18 protein-coding genes are annotated in these 14,908 nt (G+C 61.5%); 10 read left to right on the top strand and 8 right to left on the bottom strand.

The window, feature by feature from the left end:
- Positions 1-52: 52 nt before the first annotated feature.
- The 5 genes from LDZ21_RS17755 to LDZ21_RS17735 all read left to right on the top strand — a co-directional run bounded on the left by LDZ21_RS17755 (position 53) and on the right by LDZ21_RS17735 (position 4,315).
- Entirely contained in the window at positions 53-1,042 is a 990-nt protein-coding gene (locus LDZ21_RS17755) for a 2-dehydropantoate 2-reductase (RefSeq protein WP_244795083.1), read from the top strand.
- Positions 1,043-1,093: 51 nt separating this feature from the next.
- Entirely contained in the window at positions 1,094-1,435 is a 342-nt protein-coding gene (locus LDZ21_RS17750) for a nucleotide pyrophosphohydrolase (protein WP_244795082.1), read from the top strand.
- A 56-nt stretch (positions 1,436-1,491) separates the two neighbouring features.
- Complete coding sequence (locus tag LDZ21_RS17745; RefSeq protein ID WP_244795081.1) at positions 1,492-2,664, top strand: acyl-CoA dehydrogenase family protein; 1,173 nt, start codon at positions 1,492-1,494, stop codon at positions 2,662-2,664.
- A gap of 411 nt (positions 2,665-3,075) precedes the next feature.
- A complete protein-coding gene (locus tag LDZ21_RS17740; RefSeq protein WP_035970419.1) occupies positions 3,076-3,315 on the top strand; it encodes a hypothetical protein in 240 nt (79 codons plus the stop codon).
- Between the two features lie 133 nt (positions 3,316-3,448).
- Positions 3,449-4,315, top strand: coding sequence for a GNAT family N-acetyltransferase (locus tag LDZ21_RS17735; RefSeq protein WP_244795080.1), 867 nt, complete (start codon positions 3,449-3,451; stop codon positions 4,313-4,315).
- A 13-nt stretch (positions 4,316-4,328) separates the two neighbouring features.
- Here LDZ21_RS17735 and LDZ21_RS17730 read toward each other — a convergent pair whose 3' ends face one another.
- Entirely contained in the window at positions 4,329-4,538 is a 210-nt protein-coding gene (locus tag LDZ21_RS17730) for a DUF1059 domain-containing protein (RefSeq protein WP_244795079.1), read from the bottom strand.
- Between the two features lie 100 nt (positions 4,539-4,638).
- Here LDZ21_RS17730 and LDZ21_RS17725 point away from each other — a divergent pair, with 100 nt between their 5' ends.
- Together LDZ21_RS17725 and LDZ21_RS17720 are read left to right on the top strand one after the other, a co-directional pair.
- Positions 4,639-5,067, top strand: a complete 429-nt coding sequence (locus LDZ21_RS17725) for a DUF3293 domain-containing protein (protein ID WP_244795078.1) — start codon at positions 4,639-4,641, stop codon at positions 5,065-5,067.
- 293 nt (positions 5,068-5,360) lie between these two features.
- Positions 5,361-5,873: a 4'-phosphopantetheinyl transferase family protein gene (locus LDZ21_RS17720; RefSeq protein WP_244795077.1), complete on the top strand. Its 513-nt coding sequence runs from the start codon at positions 5,361-5,363 to the stop codon at positions 5,871-5,873.
- Here the strand turns inward: LDZ21_RS17720 and LDZ21_RS17715 are convergent.
- Positions 5,860-6,366, bottom strand: a complete 507-nt coding sequence (locus LDZ21_RS17715; RefSeq protein ID WP_035968345.1) for a YgjP-like metallopeptidase domain-containing protein — start codon at positions 6,364-6,366, stop codon at positions 5,860-5,862. The two genes, LDZ21_RS17720 and LDZ21_RS17715, sit on opposite strands and share 14 nt — an antisense overlap.
- 229 nt (positions 6,367-6,595) lie before the next feature.
- Here LDZ21_RS17715 and LDZ21_RS17710 point away from each other — a divergent pair, with 229 nt between their 5' ends.
- Together LDZ21_RS17710 and LDZ21_RS17705 are read left to right on the top strand one after the other, a co-directional pair.
- The gene (locus LDZ21_RS17710; RefSeq protein WP_244795076.1) at positions 6,596-7,105 is read left to right on the top strand and encodes a metal-dependent hydrolase; all 510 of its coding nucleotides are present in this window, start codon (positions 6,596-6,598) and stop codon (positions 7,103-7,105) included.
- A 38-nt stretch (positions 7,106-7,143) separates the two neighbouring features.
- Positions 7,144-7,641, top strand: a complete 498-nt coding sequence (locus tag LDZ21_RS17705; RefSeq protein ID WP_244795075.1) for an LEA/WHy family protein — start codon at positions 7,144-7,146, stop codon at positions 7,639-7,641.
- A 9-nt stretch (positions 7,642-7,650) separates the two neighbouring features.
- On the opposite strand, the gene LDZ21_RS17700 is transcribed toward LDZ21_RS17705, so the two are convergent.
- Both LDZ21_RS17700 and LDZ21_RS17695 read right to left on the bottom strand, forming a co-directional pair.
- Positions 7,651-7,836, bottom strand: coding sequence for a hypothetical protein (locus tag LDZ21_RS17700; RefSeq protein ID WP_244795074.1), 186 nt, complete (start codon positions 7,834-7,836; stop codon positions 7,651-7,653).
- Positions 7,837-7,949: 113 nt separating this feature from the next.
- The gene (locus tag LDZ21_RS17695; RefSeq protein ID WP_244795073.1) at positions 7,950-8,327 is read right to left on the bottom strand and encodes a hypothetical protein; all 378 of its coding nucleotides are present in this window, start codon (positions 8,325-8,327) and stop codon (positions 7,950-7,952) included.
- A gap of 323 nt (positions 8,328-8,650) precedes the next feature.
- Here LDZ21_RS17695 and LDZ21_RS17690 point away from each other — a divergent pair, with 323 nt between their 5' ends.
- Positions 8,651-10,036, top strand: a complete 1,386-nt coding sequence (locus LDZ21_RS17690; protein ID WP_244795072.1) for an FAD-binding oxidoreductase — start codon at positions 8,651-8,653, stop codon at positions 10,034-10,036.
- 27 nt (positions 10,037-10,063) lie between these two features.
- On the opposite strand, the gene LDZ21_RS17685 is transcribed toward LDZ21_RS17690, so the two are convergent.
- The 4 genes from LDZ21_RS17685 to LDZ21_RS17670 form a co-directional block, all read right to left on the bottom strand.
- A complete protein-coding gene (locus LDZ21_RS17685; protein WP_244795071.1) occupies positions 10,064-10,414 on the bottom strand; it encodes a host attachment protein in 351 nt (116 codons plus the stop codon).
- 78 nt (positions 10,415-10,492) lie between these two features.
- Positions 10,493-12,001 (bottom strand): succinyl-CoA:acetate CoA-transferase ScpC, encoded by a 1,509-nt coding sequence (locus tag LDZ21_RS17680; RefSeq protein ID WP_244795070.1) that lies wholly within the window; start codon positions 11,999-12,001, stop codon positions 10,493-10,495.
- A 333-nt stretch (positions 12,002-12,334) separates the two neighbouring features.
- Positions 12,335-12,526 carry a hypothetical protein gene (locus LDZ21_RS17675; RefSeq protein ID WP_244795069.1) on the bottom strand — a complete coding sequence of 64 codons (192 nt, stop codon included), beginning with the start codon at positions 12,524-12,526 and terminating at the stop codon, positions 12,335-12,337.
- A gap of 127 nt (positions 12,527-12,653) precedes the next feature.
- On the bottom strand, positions 12,654-14,747 hold the full coding sequence (locus LDZ21_RS17670; RefSeq protein WP_244795068.1) for an FUSC family protein: 2,094 nt from the start codon (positions 14,745-14,747) through the stop codon (positions 12,654-12,656).
- Positions 14,748-14,908: the final 161 nt, after the last annotated feature.

The raw sequence follows: 14,908 nt of genomic DNA, 5'->3' as shown, positions 1-14,908 counted from the left end.
GCGCGACTGCTCTTACAATGGGCGCTTCACGGCTCATGACGAGGACGGCACGATGAAGGTTTGCATATACGGCGCAGGGGCGATCGGCGGGTGGATCGGCGTGAAGCTCGCGCAGGCAGGATGCGATGTCAGCGTCGTCGCACGCGGCGCGACGCTCGATGCGCTGCAGACGCACGGCCTGAAGCTCGTCGAGCAGGACGCGACGCATGAGGTGCAGGTGAAGACGAGCGCCGCACCGGCCGATCTGGGGCCGCAGGACCTGGTCGTGATCGCGGTGAAAGCGCCGGCGATGGAATCGGTGGCCGCGCACATCGCGCCGCTGATTGGCTCGCATACGACCGTGCTGACCGCGATGAACGGCGTGCCGTGGTGGTTCTGCGAAGGCCTGGGCGACGCGTTCGCCGGCCGGCGTCTTGCATCGGTCGACCCGCATGGCGCGATCGCTGCGGCCATCCCGGTCGCGCAGACGGTCGGCTGCGTCGTGCATGCGAGCTGCATTGTCGAAGCGCCGGGCGTCATCCGTCATCGACAGGGCAAGGGGCTTATTCTTGGCGAGGCAAGCGGCAAACCGAGCGAGCGAGTCGAATCGCTCGTCGAGCTTCTCGCCAAGGCGGGCTTCGACGCGTCCATGTCGCCGCAGATCCAGCGCGATGTGTGGTTCAAGCTGTGGGGCAACATGACGATGAACCCGATCAGCGCGATCACCGGCGCGACCACGGATCGCATTCTCAGCGATGAGTTGGTACGTGATTTCGTCACTCAGGTGATGCTCGAAGCGAAAGAGATTGGCGCGCGCTTCGGCATCGCGATCGAACAGGAGCCGGCCGATCGTCACGCCGTCACGCTCAAGCTCGGCGCGATGAAAACGTCGATGCTGCAGGATGTCGAAGGGCGCAAGGCCGTCGAACTCGATGCGCTCGTGGCTTCGGTGCACGAACTCGGCGCGATGACCGGCGTGCCCACGCCTTTCACCAATGCGCTGCTTGGCCTTGCACGATTGCACGCGCGCACGCTGGGCCTTTATCCCGCGCAATCGCAATGAGTGAGATGACGAATGAATCAGCCAGACGCTAGCGAAGCAACGAGCGAACTCATGGCAATGCGCGATGTGCTGCGCCAATTCGTGCGAGAGCGGGACTGGAGCCGTTTCCATTCACCCAAGAATCTGGCGGCGGCGCTGAGCGTCGAAGCGAGCGAGTTGCTCGAGCCGTTCACATGGCTTGCCACTGGTGACAAGTCCGAACTCGACGATGCAAAACTGCGCGCCGTTCGCCATGAAATGGCCGACGTCCTCGCCTATCTGATCATGCTGGCAGATTCACTCGATGTCGATTTGCACGGCGCGCTTCTCGAGAAGATGGCGATCAATCGTGTGAAGTATCCGGTGCACAAGGTTCGCGGCGATGCGCGCAAGTACAGCGAATACGATGAATGACGAAGGGCGCGCACAACGCTGAGCGCGCTTTACTCAACGAAATCCAAGGACCGCCGATGGACTTTTTGCTTTCGCCTGAACTGACCGAATTGCAAGCGCGTGTGCGCGCGTTCATCGCAGAGGAGATCGTGCCATTCGAGCGCGATCCGCGTTGCACGCCGCATGGCCCGAACGAGGAACTGCGCGCAGAACTCATCGCCAGGGGGCGCAAGGCGGGTTTGTTGTCGAGCCATGTGTCGCCGGAATATGGCGGGCTTGGACTGGGACACGTCGCCAAGGCGATCCTTTTCGAAGAAGCGGGTTATTCACCGCTCGGGCCGGTTGCGCTGAACATCGCTGCGCCGGATGAAGGCAACATGCATTTGCTGGAGGCCATCGCAACGCCCGAGCAGAAGGAGCGCTGGCTGCGTCCTTTGGCGGCGGGCGAGATTCGCTCGTGCTTCTGCATGACGGAGCCGCCGCCCGGCGCGGGCGCGGACCCGGCGATGCTGCAGACCATCGCCACGCGCGATGGCGACGAGTACGTCATCGACGGCCGCAAGTGGTTCATTACCGGCGCGGAAGGCGCGGCTGTCGCGATCATCATGGCAAAGTTCGCCGATGGCCCAGCGACCATGTTCCTCGCCGACATGAGAAGCGAAGGCATCGTGATCGAGCGTTCGATGGATTCGCTCGATACGTGTTTTCCGGGCGGTCATGGCGTGGTGCGTTTCGATGGCCTGCGCGTGCCGGCTGCAAACGTGCTCGGCGAGCCGGGCGAAGGCTTTCGCTATGCACAGGTGCGTCTTTCGCCCGCGCGTCTTACGCACTGCATGCGCTGGCTCGGTGCGGCACGCCGCGCGCACGATGTCGCGAGCGAACATGCGCGACGGCGGCAAGCCTTCGGCAAGGCGCTTGGCGAACACGAAGGCGTCGGCTTCATGCTCGCGGACAACGAGATGGACCTGCATGTGACGCGGCTTGCCATCTGGCACTGCGCTTGGGTGCTCGATCAGGGTGTGCTCGGCAAGCATGAATCGAGCATCGCGAAGGTCGTGTCGTCGGAAGCGTTATGGCGCGTCGTGGATCGCTCAGTGCAAGTGCTGGGCGGGCAGGGCGTCACGCATGAGACCGTGGTCGCGCGGATTTTTGCGGACATGCGCGCGTTCCGCATCTACGATGGCCCGTCGGAAGTGCATCGCTGGAGCATCGCGCGGCGTATTCTGCGTGGAGACAAGTCGCGGGCTTAGACGCGTCGCTTATGCGCCTGATGCGCGACAATGACGCGGCTGCTTTTATTACGTCGTCGGCATGTCAGTCCAAAGCCACGTTCGACGAGGATGCTGCCGGAAGGCGTATGCCGAGCGTAATTTAAGTGTAAGCAAGAGCCGGTATCTGTTGCGGGCGCACGCGGCGTGAACGTTACATCCGGTAGCGATTTACCTCTATGTTTAGTGCTTCGTCCGCTAAACGTTTCATCGCCACCACGCTGGGGAAAGCCCGTGTTGCGACGCAGCATTTCATTGAGTATGCTGTTCAGGCAGCCGGCATTGCCGCATAAAATCATTGCCCGTGAAAGGGGCTAACTCGAAGCGTCCGTCATCAAGAACGCGTGTCAAGCCAGGAAGCATGGCGAACGTCGACTTGTAGGAGCCGCATATATGGAACTGACCACATCACCGAATCCGACGCTACATGTCTTCCATCAGGAAGGCGGCTGGCATTGGGGAATCACCGTTGAACGCGCAGCCGGCGGCGGGATGAAAGTGGTCGCCTATAGCGACGAAGGGTTCGGCTCCGAACACGAAGCGCGCGAGGACGGCGAATACGTGCTGCGCTCGGAAGACTGGCGTTCGCGTCAGAGCTTTAGCCGCAGCGAGCGGCGTACGGGCTGCACGTAGTGATGGCGTAGCCCTTGCCGCTGTGCCTTCGCTGTTCATCGTTTCTTCCCCGCCTGTTTCTTCCGCCTGTCTTTTCCCCAAGCCGCAAACGCGCGACACTGCATGCACCGCCCAATTCGATAAGGCGCGCCGTATGTCACCCGGTCCCGATAACGCTCGTTTCATCATCCGTCGCATGAACCTGGCCGATCTCGCCACGGCGCTCGACTGGGCCGCGGCGGAGGGCTGGAATCCCGGCCTCGACGATGCCCGCTGCTTCCATGCGGCCGACCCCGACGGTTTTTTCATTGGGACATGGGACGAGAAGCCCATCGGCTGCATTTCCGCCGTGGCCTACGATGACGCGTTCGGCTTTATCGGACTCTATATCGTGCGGCCTGAATGGCGCGGCAAAGGCTTGGGAATACGTCTCTGGCGCGCGGGCATCGCGTATCTGGGCGAACGCAACGTCGGACTCGACGGCGTCATTGCGCAGCAGCCCAACTATCGAAAGTCGGGCTTCGTGCTGGCCTATCGCAACGTGCGTTATCGAACCGTAGCGATGCGTGGTGACGATCGATTGCCCGGCGTCGCGATAGCGGATGCGTCGAGCGTTCCGTTCGATCGCCTGTGCGACTACGATGCGCGCTGCTTCATGTCGGCGCGTCCGGCATTCTTGCGCGCGTGGATCGCGCAGCGCGAGGCGCGTGCGCTCGCCGCAGTCGATGCCGAAATCGTGCGCGGATACGGCGTCGTGCGTCGTTGCCGTAACGGGTACAAGATCGGCCCGCTTTTCGCCGATGATTTGCCGACTGCACGCGCGCTTTATCGGGCGCTGGTTTCATCGATCGCAGGCGAGACCGTATTTCTCGATGTACCAGAGAGCAATGCGTCGGCCGTCGCGCTCGCAGCCGAGCACGACATGACGAGCGACTTCGAAACGGCGCGCATGTACACGCGAGCGGCGTCCGCTGCACCGCTCGATCGTGTATTCGGCGTGACGACGTTCGAACTCGGTTAGCGGAGCGCGAATCTCACGCGCCTGGCCGCTCCACGGGCGGCGTGCCATCGTGAAAGAGCTTCTTCAACTCCGAGCGCAACTCCGGCGAATCTTCATGCCGATGGACGCTTACCGCGTGCTGCACGGCGGCTTCCAGAAGTTCGCCTTCGGAGTCGGCGGATAGCGCGACCGTGCAGTTCGTGTCGCTCGGAAACTCGCGGCAATCGATGTACTTGCGTGCCATGGCATCCTCCTCGCATGAGACGCTGAATTCAGTATAGGCGCTGGTTCTGTGAATGATGGCCGCGTTTGCGTGCGCCTTTGCGCTCGGGTAACGTGTCGCCATGACTTCGATTCCCGACGACACGCTGCGTGCCTACCGTTCAGCCATTTATCGCATTGATGGCGAACCGCCGATCGACATGATCATCGACAAGAAGAGTGACGCGGTTGCCTCGCTGCTGGCGTGTCATGGCGTGACGAGCGCGGTGTTCGTGACGGCGTTCAATCCGTTTGGAGAAGTACTCGGCGAGCACGAGAACGCGGGTCGACAGCGCGCGCTGGTCGCGTACATCGGTCCGTCGGGGTGGACTGCGTTGGCGGGAGCGGGTATCGATCCGGGCGGTGTTTGGAGAGCGGAAGTCAGTTTGTTTGTACTCGGAGCCGATGAGTTCGTCGCCGATGAACTAATGGCCGTATTCGAGCAGAACGCGGTTGCGATCGTGCGCGAAGACGGTGTGCCACGGCTGCGGTTGCATCGGCGGTATCGTTGAATGCAGCCCGGTCTAATCGTTATGTTGCGTGAATTTATGCGCAACGATAAGCAACGCTTCCGCTGTATATTCATCCTCCGCGATCAACGGCGAAGCCGCATCACAGGCAACCTAATCCAAAAATGCGGATAAACCTTCTACCAGCCGATGCACCTCCCGATGTACGCCTCTGGCTCGTCGACATCGACCTGAACGCACCGCTCATCCAAGTTGGCGCAAACGACCTGCATGCCAGCGAACTTGCACGCGCACACCGCTTCTTGCGCCACCAGGATGCAGCTCGCTTCGTCACTATGCGTGCCGCCTTGCGACGCCTGCTCGCAGCCGAACTCAACGTCGATCCAGCCGGCCTCGCCTTCATCGCCGACACAAACGGCAGACCCTCACTCCCGATGCCCGATGCCCCGGATTTCAACGTATCGCATTCGGGCGCGCATGGCCTGATCTCCGTGTCGTTCCGGCGGCGCGTGGGCGTCGACATCGAAGAAGCGCTGCCTTCGCTCGACTGGCGCTCACTCGAAGCTTCGGTGCTTCATCCCACTGACAAGCGAATCATTGACGCGATGCCGCAAGCCGATGCAAGCAGCGCATTCTTCGCATGCTGGACCGCGAAAGAGGCGGTATTGAAGGCGCATGGCGACGGCATCGGCGGCAAGGCCATAGGCATGCAGGACTTCTCCGTTCTGCCGCGCAACGACGCACGTTATGCAGTATCGACAGAGCCAGGCGCGTTCCAGGCGATATCGCTTGCAGTCCCGCAAGGCTATGCGGCGGCGCTCGCCTGGTCAGAGATCACTCAACCTTAGTGCGAATCAGATCACGATGCGTGAGATAAAGCCGCAGATCGAATTCAATCTGATGGTAGCCAGGCTGCATTAGTTCGCATAGACGATAGAACGCCTTGTTGTGCTCGCTTTCCTTCAGATGCGCGAGTTCGTGCACGATGATCATGCGGAGAAACTCGGGCGCCGTGTCCTTGAACAGCGAGGCGACGCGTATCTCTTTCTTGGCTTTGAGCCTGCCGCCTTGCACGCGTGAAATGGCGGTATGAAGGCCCAGCGCATGCCGCAGCACATCGAGCTTGCTGTCGTAACACACCTTGTCGATGGCGGGTGCCACACGCAGAAACTCATTCTTCAGATCCGTGCAGTACTGATACAGCGCGCGGTCCGACTGAACCGCATGCCGCTTCGGGTAACGCGCGTCGAGATACGGCCCAAGTTGCTGCTGGGCGATGAGTCGGCGCACCTTGTCCTGTAGCGTGTTCGGATAGGCGCTCAGGTATTTCAGGTGTTGCATGACGGCTTTTCTAGTAGGAATCGAAGGAAAGTTTCGATCGCGCACGGCCTCCGCCGCAACGGTTCTTGCAATCATTTTAGTCATTGCCGCGCCGGCTCGCCGGTGATGTGCGTCAAGGCCGCCTCAAGACCGAGCTATTGCGTAAGTTTATGTATCCGCACGCGCAAGGAATGAACCGTCGTGCGAACATGCGCGGTTTCCACAGCATGCGTTACAAGGCAGGTTGCACATGGCATCGAGCAAGGCCCATCACGCGACCGGATGGGCGGCGGGCATCATCGCGGCGGCGTTCGCCAGCAAGGCCGCAACAAGCGTCGACTACGTGTCGTGCGCGCTTGCGGTTCTCGGCGGCGTCGTGGGAGCAACCGCGCCCGACTGGCTCGAAGTGGCCTGGTGGACGAGAAAGCGCAAGCTGTGGATCACGCACCGGACGCTCACGCACTGGGGCCTCGGATGGGCCGCGCTTTTCGCTTTATGCTGGCACTACCTCGGGCGTCATCCGGCGGTGCCTTTCGCTTTGGGTTTCGCATGCGGCGGAATCATCCATTTGCTGGCGGACTGGCCCAATCCGATGGGTGTGCCGTGGATCGCAGGGCGTCACTCGCTCAAGCTATGGACGAGCGGCCACTGCGATCTGATCGTCGTCGGCGCGGCGTGGATCGCGGCGCTCTACATTGCCGATGGCGTCTGGTTTCATCACGAGTATGGCCGCCTGCTGCTTCATGCGATGCGTGCCTAGAACGTCCGCTGTCTTTTAACGCTTACGGAAAGTCGCCCATGCAATCGAATCACGCGTTACGCAACGGTTTTATCGCTCTTTTCGTTTTCTTCGCTATGCTCGCGCTTGGCGGTTGCGCGGGTTTCATGAATCGCGATCCCTTGCGTGTGAATGTTGCGGGCATCGAACCGCTCGAAGGGCAGGGGCTGGAAATGCGCTTCGCCGTCAAACTGCGCGTGCAGAACCCCAACGATGCGCCGATCGATTTCGACGGCGTCGCGCTCGATCTCGACCTCAACGGTCGCCCGTTCGCGAGCGGCGTCAGTGCGCAGCGTGGCACCGTGCCTCGTTTCGGCGAGGCGGTGCTATCGGTGCCGGTGACGGTGTCGGCGTGGTCGGTGGCGCGGCAGGCGCTCGGGCTTGCAAGCGGCGATGCATCGACCAAAGTCGCCTATGAAGCACGCGGCCGGCTCGCGGGCGGTGCGTTTGGCGGTGCGCGCTTTTCGGACAAGGGCGCGATCGACTTCCCCACAGGGGGCGGCGCGCTCGGCTATTGATCGTACCTGTTAGCGACGCTTCTTTCGCCGTGTTTTAGGCGGCGTCAGCGCGGCCGTCCAGAAGTCCGTGACCTGCTTTTGCGACTGGCGCTTGACGGCGGCAGTCGCATGGCAACGCGCCGATCCGGCGATCGCGTTCGCACCGGAAAGCCACATGCTCATGAAAGGATTCTTCTTCGTCCAGGGATTCTTCATGCGGTTCTCCGGAGTGGAATGCCCAGCGTCACGCGTCGGGAGCTGCACGTTGCGTGCCTGAGACGAGCGCCGCGCGGCGCTCGTCTTCGTCAGCGGTCTTTCGACTGCGACGCTTAGTGCGTCACTTGAAAGCCGTTCGCGCGATCGTTACGGATGTCGACGCGCGCATTGCCGACCGTCGTATCACGACGGCCGATTTCTTCAGCACGCTTGTGTTCGTCACGCACCTCACGATGCTCGCGCTCATCGCGATGCTCGCGCGCGTGCTCGATGTTTTCGCGGTGCTCTTTGTGCTCGAACTTCTCGTAATGCTTGAATTCGTGCGGCTTTGCAATTACACCAGCGGACAGGCAAGCGATAGCAGCGGCGACAAGCAGTTTCTTCGTCATGGAATACCTTCTTAAGGAGAAGCAGACCGACATGATCTGCATGTCACGAAAAACGCAGGCAATCTCCGCCGGTTGACGTTTGCTGCCTTCCTGTAAGGACATTTAACACTTATTGCCGAACTGGCCTTAAGTGCTCGTTCAAATAATGCGGCAAAGAACAAAGTAAGCGATCCATAACGTTGATCCGAGCCTCGCTTCGGCAAACTTGGCCGATGCATGCTAGGTGTAATGCGTGATTTTACTGGACGCGCACTTTACATTCCGCAATGCCGGGCCTTTAATCAACGAGCGGACACGCGTGTCCGTCATCGCAATTCCGCTGCTCACAGCGGCGCGGGCCGCTCGAGCGGATTCCTTGCGCTTTAGCGTTCCAGATGGCAGGGTCGGGCACGTCGCGGCGCGGTCTTATATGCAGCGAGGTCTTCATGGTCAACATCCCGGTCGAATCGATCGATACCCTCAAGACGGCGGTGCGCGGCAAGGTCATCGCGCCCGCAGACTCCGACTACGACGAAGCGCGAAAGGTCTGGAACGCAGCCATCGACAGGCGTCCCGCGTTGATCGTGCGCTGCGCCGGCACCGCTGATGTCATCGCGGCGCTTGCCTTCGCTCGCGACAACGGCATGCTGATATCGATACGCGGCGGCGCACACAACATTGCGGGCAGCGCGGTCAGCGACGACGCATTGATGATCGACCTATCCGCGATGAAATCCGTGCGCGTCGATCCGCAAGCGAAACGCGCGTATGTTGAGCCGGGCGCGTTGTTATCCGACTTCGATCACGAGGCGCAAGCGTTCGGACTGGCGACACCGCTCGGCATCAATTCGACGACCGGCGTCGCAGGCCTCACGCTGGGCGGCGGCTTTGGATGGATCAGCCGCAAGTTCGGCGTGACGGTGGACAATCTCGTCGCCGCCGAGATCGTCACGGCGGATGGCCAGTGGCGTCGCGTAAGCGTTGAATCGGAGCCTGAGCTGTTTTGGGCGTTGCGCGGCGGCGGCGGCAATTTCGGCGTGGTCACGCTATTCGAATTCCGCCTGCATGAAGTGGGACCGCAAGTGTACGGCGGGCTCGTGGTCTATCCGCTCGAACAGGCGGATCAGGTGCTGCCGAAGTATCGCGATTTCGTCGCTTCAAGCCCCGATGAGATGACCGTATGGGCCGTCATGCGCCTTGCGCCGCCCTTGCCGTTCCTTCCCGAAGACGTGCATGGCAAGCCGATCATCGCGCTTGCATGCTGTTTCATCGGTCCCGTCGAAGATGGCGCAAAGGCAATCGAGCCGGTGCGATCCTTCGGCACGCCGTATGGAGAACATCTCGGACCGATGCCCTTCGCCACTTGGCAGAAGGCGTTCGATCCGCTGCTTACGCCGGGCGCGCGCAACTACTGGAAGTCGCATAACTTCACGTCCCTGTCCGACGAGACGTTCGACGTGCTCACGAAGGCCGTGCTCGCGGTGCCGTCGCCGCATTGCGAGGTGTTCATCGGAGCGATGGGCGGGCAGACGAACCGCGTTCCCGTCGATGCCACCGCGTATGCGAATCGCGATTCGATCTATACGATCAACATACACGGCCGATGGACCGAAGCCGCGGACGACGGGAAATGCACGCAATGGACCCGCGAGATGTTCGCCGCATTGACGCCGTATGCCATAGGCAGCGTCTACGTGAACTTCCTGACGGGCGATGAAGGGGATCGTGTGAAAGCGGCGTATGGGCCGAATTTCGAGCGGCTTGCCGAGGTCAAGCGGCGTTACGATCCGAACAATGTCTTCCGCAGCAATCAGAACATCCCGCCTGCATAATCGAACGATGCGCGCCGCTAGGAACTTTCAGCGGCGCGCATGACGCGCGTCCTGCGCGTCGATGTTCGATATGTCGTTGCCGCGTTTTTCGTACACCAGCTTGCGCGTTTCGCTACTCAAGTGTTCACTCAATACGTCGAGGAAGCTGGATTCGACCGCCAGCCGCAAGCGGTCGAAGCGATGACCCAATCGGCTTTCCTCGAGAAACGCGGCCACCGATCTGGCGAAAGACTCACGGTCCCTGTCGATTGAATCGGCGGCACGCACCGCGGGACTTCTGATGTCCTCGACCTGCTGAAGATCGAGTGTGAGGCCTCGCGTTTCGAAGATTCGGGCGCGACTGCTGTCGGCGGCGAGAACCCACGTAATGGCGGTCATGATGCTCCTCCTGTGCGCCCACCTCGGGCGACCTTCAGGCATTGTGCGCCGAATCTTCTCCTTTGCGAATGCCTTGGCTTAATGCGAACCGTCGGGCAGCATCGAACCGGTTTGCGCGAAGCGCGTATGCAGCGCGAACGCCGCATCAAGCCGATGCGGCGTGTGTCCGCCGAGCGATGCTGCATCGCGGTAGTAGTCGCGCAAGAGATCGCGATAGAGCGGGTGGGCGCAATGTTCGATGACTGCGAGCGCGCGTTCGCGCGGCGCAAGACCCGTCAGATTGGCGAGGCCGCGCTCGGTGACGATCACGTCCACATCGTGTTCGTTGTGATCGCAATGCGGAACCATCGGCACGATGCTCGAAATGCGGCCATCCTTTGCGATGGACTTCGTCGCGAACACGGCATACGACGCATTGCGCGCGAAGTCGCCCGAGCCGCCGATACCGTTCATCATGTGCGTGCCGCCGACATGCGTCGAATTGACATTGCCGTAGATGTCGGCTTCGATCGCCGTATTGATCGCGATCAGCCCGAGGCGGCGAATCACATCGCCATGGTTGCTGACCTCTTGAGGGCGCAGGACGAGCCGCTCGCGATAGCGGTCGATGTCGCTCAAGACCTGCTCCTGGCGCTTCGCCGAAAGCGTGATCGAGGCGCCCGATGCGAACGCGAGCTTGCCTGCGTCGAAGAGATCGAAGGTGGAGTCCTGCAGCACTTCCGAATAGAGCGTGAGTGCTTCGAACGGCGACGCAGCGAAGCCCGACAGCACGGCATTGGCAATCGTGCCGATGCCCGCTTGCAGCGGCGGCAACCGTTTCGGCAGACGGCCGCGCGACACTTCATGCTGAAAGAATTCGACGAGATGGCCCGCGATCAGCGCGGTGTCTTCATCGGCGGGCAACACGGTGGAAGGACTGTCGGGCTGATTCGTCACGATGATTGCCGCGATCTTCTCAGGCGCAATCTCGATGCAGGACGTTCCGACGCGATCCTCGACGCGCATCAACGCTAGCGGCGCGCGCTCTGGACGCGGCGCGGGCGACCATACGTCGTGCAGACCTTCGAGGCCCATCGGCTGGGCAAGATTGATCTCGACGATGACTTTCTTCGCAAGCATCGCGAACGTCGCGGAATTGCCAACCGACGTGCTCGGCACGATACCGCCCGTCTCCGTGATGGCGACGGCTTCGATGATCGCGAGATCGAGCGGGCCCAGGCGATTGTCGCGCAATAGCTCGCCCGTCTCGGACAGATGTTGATCGATGAACATCACTTCGCCGCGGTTGATCGCGCGTCGCAAGGTGGCGTCGACCTGAAAGGGCAGGCGGCGTTCCAGCGCGCCCGCCTCGGTGAGAATGCGATCGGTGTCGCTGCCAAGCGATGCACCCGTCATCAACGTGATGCGAAGCGGATCGCTTTCCTCACGCGCACGCCGCGCGATTTCGAGCGGCACGGCTTTGGCATCGCCGGCACGCGTAAAGCCGCTTGCACCCACGCGCATGCCGTTGTGTACGAGCTGTGCAGCCTCGGCTGCGGAAGTGATTTTTCCGCGCAGGGCGGCACAACGAATACGGTCATCCAACATCGATATCTCCACTAACACTGACTGGCTCGTGCCCCGAGTGAGTCTCGTCGTCCGCTAGCGCAACGGCGCACGAAGGCGCGCGCTTCGTTCAGCGTGCTTGGACGCGGCGCGTTGATCGGGAGTGTCTTGCGTAGGCTTCGATGATCTCGCGGCGATGCGCGATGCTCGGATGCTGCGGACGGAGACGGCGGGGCAACGGCGCAATTATTCGTTATCCCTAGGCGTTTTCATAGGCGCAGTATCGAAAGCGCAACCTTCGTCATGCCACTCTTTGCGCTTTGTCTAATTTCGGCGTCTCGATGCTGCAAAGGCGCCGATATTGAATACGAAGGATCAACTGCCGCCGAAGAAGATGCTGCAATAGCTGGCAGGCCCCACGCATTCCTGCCCTCGCTGCGGCGTTTGCGTGGACTGCTGATTTGTGTCGCTGGCAGCGTTGCCAGCGGCGGGCGCGGACGTTTGCGCCATCGCGAGCGTTGCGCTCGTGAGCAGGATGGCTGCAAGGGTGATCTTCAACGGCTTCATGTACTTCTCCTTTGAGACGTGTGCCGTGCGTCGGATGGTTCGGGCACGCAAACACTATAAGTCGCGCTATCCGGCAGATAAATCGTCCTGCGTGCAAGGCACATTTCCAGCGCGAGGAAGGATGAACTCAGCGTTGCGCATCGAAAGGCGCAGTGGGATCGACGAGCGCGCTGCGAATGAAATGCAGGCAGGCCAGAAAGCGCCGCAGATCGCGCGCTGCGTGGTGTGAGGGGAGGTGTTCGAGCAAGGCATCGCTTGCGAAGATCGACGACACCACGGCGTTGATCGCACGGCGCAGCGTCGCGCTCGACGGCGTGCGAAACAGCATCGCCATGTCATGCAGCATTTGCGCGACAGATGACGACCACGCGATGCGCAGCGACGCTGGTGCATCATCGACGTTCAGCGCGGCGCGCAGCGTGCGCAGGTCGATCATCGCCTGTCCCGCTTCGAGCGTGACGAGCATCCACGCAAGCGCACGGCGATGCTCGCGCGAGGACGGCAGCAAGAGGCCGAGCAATTGCGACATGAGATCGTGCGTGCCCGAGTGAAAACGTTCATTCAGTCCGGGAAGCCTGCCTTCACAAGCGAGCGCGGCCTGAGCGCGCAATGCCGCCAGCGTTTTGCCGACGAGCCAGGGCGTATGCGGCGGCACGATGATCGCGCACGCGATCGCGGTCACGAGCATCGAAACGACGATCGCGATACCGTTGTTCAGCAAGAGGCCCGGATCGTAGACGATGGCGTTATCCGGTGCCGCAAGAAGACAGAAGAACACGCAAAAGCCGATGCCATATCCTGCCGTGGCGGGGCGCATCGCGATGAAAGCGCCTGCGGCAAGGGGCGGCGCAAGCACCGCGCACAAGAGCGGGAAGCCGTCGATCGCGGGATAGACATGACACAGGTAGACATAGCCGAGCATCGTGGCAAACGCCGCGCCAGCCGCCATTTGCGCGACGAACTTAGCCGGCCTTGCCGATGCGGACGACAACGCGCAAGCGAGCGTCGCGGCGATGACGGCCAGTCCGCCGCTCGGCCATGCGGTCGTGATCCAGAACCACGCGACCGCTGCAATGACGCTCCCCGAGCGAACGAAAGTGGCCGCAATGACAAAGCGATTCGTCGTCGCGACATAGCGCGGACTGGTGCCCCCAGCGGGCAAGGATGCATCGTGCTGGCCGTTCGCAATCGATGAACGAATGCGCATCAGGCGAATGATGTCGCTGTTGAAGCGATCAAGCAGTTCGACGCACGTCGTGACATCGATATTCGACGAATCCGCGATACGTTCGTCGAGCGACGCGTCGAGCCGCGCGAGCGCGCGTTCATGGCAACGCGGCGAAGCGAGCAGGTTCGCATGTTCGTCGAGACAAGCCGCGAGCGCGGGATATTCATCGAGCGAACGCAGCCGCTTGATGCACTGATCGAGCGCATGCAGACGTGCACACGCGTCCATAAACGCATTATTTAATCGAGCAAGCAACACGCTTTGTCGGCGTAGCGCAGGGTTTTCGTAAGCCGCAATGCGCCGTGTCGATTCGAATCCGGCGGTCTCTTCAACGAGGTCCGCATAACGACGCTCACGAGCGCGGCGAGTGAGTCCACCGCGCAGCACGCTCGCAGCAAACGCGATGAAGTCGGACTCACGTTGCGCGAGCGTCGCGGTAAGCCTCGCGCTGGCATGACGCGGCAGCACGAGCGCGCTGACCACGCTCGAAGAGAGAATGCCGATCATCACTTCGGCGCCGCGCGTGAGCGTCGCGAGCAGCAATTGATCCGGCGCAGTGACGACAGGCACGCCGATCAGCGCGGCCGTGTATCCGGCGAGCACGAAACCATACCAGCGAAATTGCCGATGCCGCACGGCGAGCGCCGTGCATGCCGCGACCCACACGATCAGTCCGAGTGCATAAAGCTCCGCAGTCTGCACGAACACCGCGCCGAGCACGAGCGCGGCGAGCATGCCCAACGCGGTGCCGGCGAAGCGATACACGCTCTTTGCGAGTACCATGCCGGAGAACGGCTGCATCAGCACGAAGGTCGTGGTCATTGCAATCCGTGGCTGCGAAAGCTCGAAGCGCATGGCAAGGCCCATCGCGATGAAAGAGGCAAGGAGCGTCTTCAGTAGATGCAGCCAGACGTTGCCTTCGGTGGCGAGCCAGTCGCGCAGTCCGTCGATGACGTCGCGTGCGCAAGCCCGGCTCGCACGCGGATGATTCATGAACGACATGCTTGAGCCCGCTACGTCCCTTTCGTGAAGTGGCCGATTGTAGGCAGGGGGGCAATATCAATTAATGAGGGAATCAGGGAACATTCTTTCCAGATTCAATAACAATGCTTGGGGCAATTGAGCGGACAATGTCGTCCCTCTGGCAACTGTGA

Source organism: Caballeronia grimmiae (assembly GCF_022879615.1).
In the GTDB taxonomy this organism is placed as follows: Bacteria; Pseudomonadota; Gammaproteobacteria; order Burkholderiales; family Burkholderiaceae; genus Caballeronia; species Caballeronia grimmiae.
The sequence above is the reverse complement of the archived record's forward strand: the minus strand, read 5'-3'. Positions and strand labels throughout refer to the sequence as shown.

Bases quoted from the DNA above. Each gene is read 5' to 3' on its own strand.
- LDZ21_RS17695 (WP_244795073.1), bottom strand. From the start codon at position 8,327: ATGTCCTTACAGGAAGGCAGCAAACGTCAACCGGCGGAGATTGCCTGC.
- LDZ21_RS17670 (WP_244795068.1), bottom strand. From the start codon at position 14,747: ATGAATCATCCGCGTGCGAGCCGGGCTTGCGCACGCGACGTCATCGAC.
- LDZ21_RS17705 (WP_244795075.1), top strand. From the start codon at position 7,144: ATGCAATCGAATCACGCGTTACGCAACGGTTTTATCGCTCTTTTCGTT.
- LDZ21_RS17735 (WP_244795080.1), top strand. From the start codon at position 3,449: ATGTCACCCGGTCCCGATAACGCTCGTTTCATCATCCGTCGCATGAAC.
- LDZ21_RS17710 (WP_244795076.1), top strand. From the start codon at position 6,596: ATGGCATCGAGCAAGGCCCATCACGCGACCGGATGGGCGGCGGGCATC.
- LDZ21_RS17750 (WP_244795082.1), top strand. From the start codon at position 1,094: ATGGCAATGCGCGATGTGCTGCGCCAATTCGTGCGAGAGCGGGACTGG.
- LDZ21_RS17720 (WP_244795077.1), top strand. From the start codon at position 5,361: ATGCGTGCCGCCTTGCGACGCCTGCTCGCAGCCGAACTCAACGTCGAT.
- LDZ21_RS17675 (WP_244795069.1), bottom strand. From the start codon at position 12,526: ATGAAGCCGTTGAAGATCACCCTTGCAGCCATCCTGCTCACGAGCGCA.
- LDZ21_RS17715 (WP_035968345.1), bottom strand. From the start codon at position 6,366: ATGCAACACCTGAAATACCTGAGCGCCTATCCGAACACGCTACAGGAC.
- LDZ21_RS17700 (WP_244795074.1), bottom strand. From the start codon at position 7,836: ATGAAGAATCCCTGGACGAAGAAGAATCCTTTCATGAGCATGTGGCTT.
- LDZ21_RS17690 (WP_244795072.1), top strand. From the start codon at position 8,651: ATGGTCAACATCCCGGTCGAATCGATCGATACCCTCAAGACGGCGGTG.
- LDZ21_RS17725 (WP_244795078.1), top strand. From the start codon at position 4,639: ATGACTTCGATTCCCGACGACACGCTGCGTGCCTACCGTTCAGCCATT.
- LDZ21_RS17685 (WP_244795071.1), bottom strand. From the start codon at position 10,414: ATGACCGCCATTACGTGGGTTCTCGCCGCCGACAGCAGTCGCGCCCGA.
- LDZ21_RS17745 (WP_244795081.1), top strand. From the start codon at position 1,492: ATGGACTTTTTGCTTTCGCCTGAACTGACCGAATTGCAAGCGCGTGTG.
- LDZ21_RS17755 (WP_244795083.1), top strand. From the start codon at position 53: ATGAAGGTTTGCATATACGGCGCAGGGGCGATCGGCGGGTGGATCGGC.
- LDZ21_RS17680 (WP_244795070.1), bottom strand. From the start codon at position 12,001: ATGTTGGATGACCGTATTCGTTGTGCCGCCCTGCGCGGAAAAATCACT.
- LDZ21_RS17730 (WP_244795079.1), bottom strand. From the start codon at position 4,538: ATGGCACGCAAGTACATCGATTGCCGCGAGTTTCCGAGCGACACGAAC.
- LDZ21_RS17740 (WP_035970419.1), top strand. From the start codon at position 3,076: ATGGAACTGACCACATCACCGAATCCGACGCTACATGTCTTCCATCAG.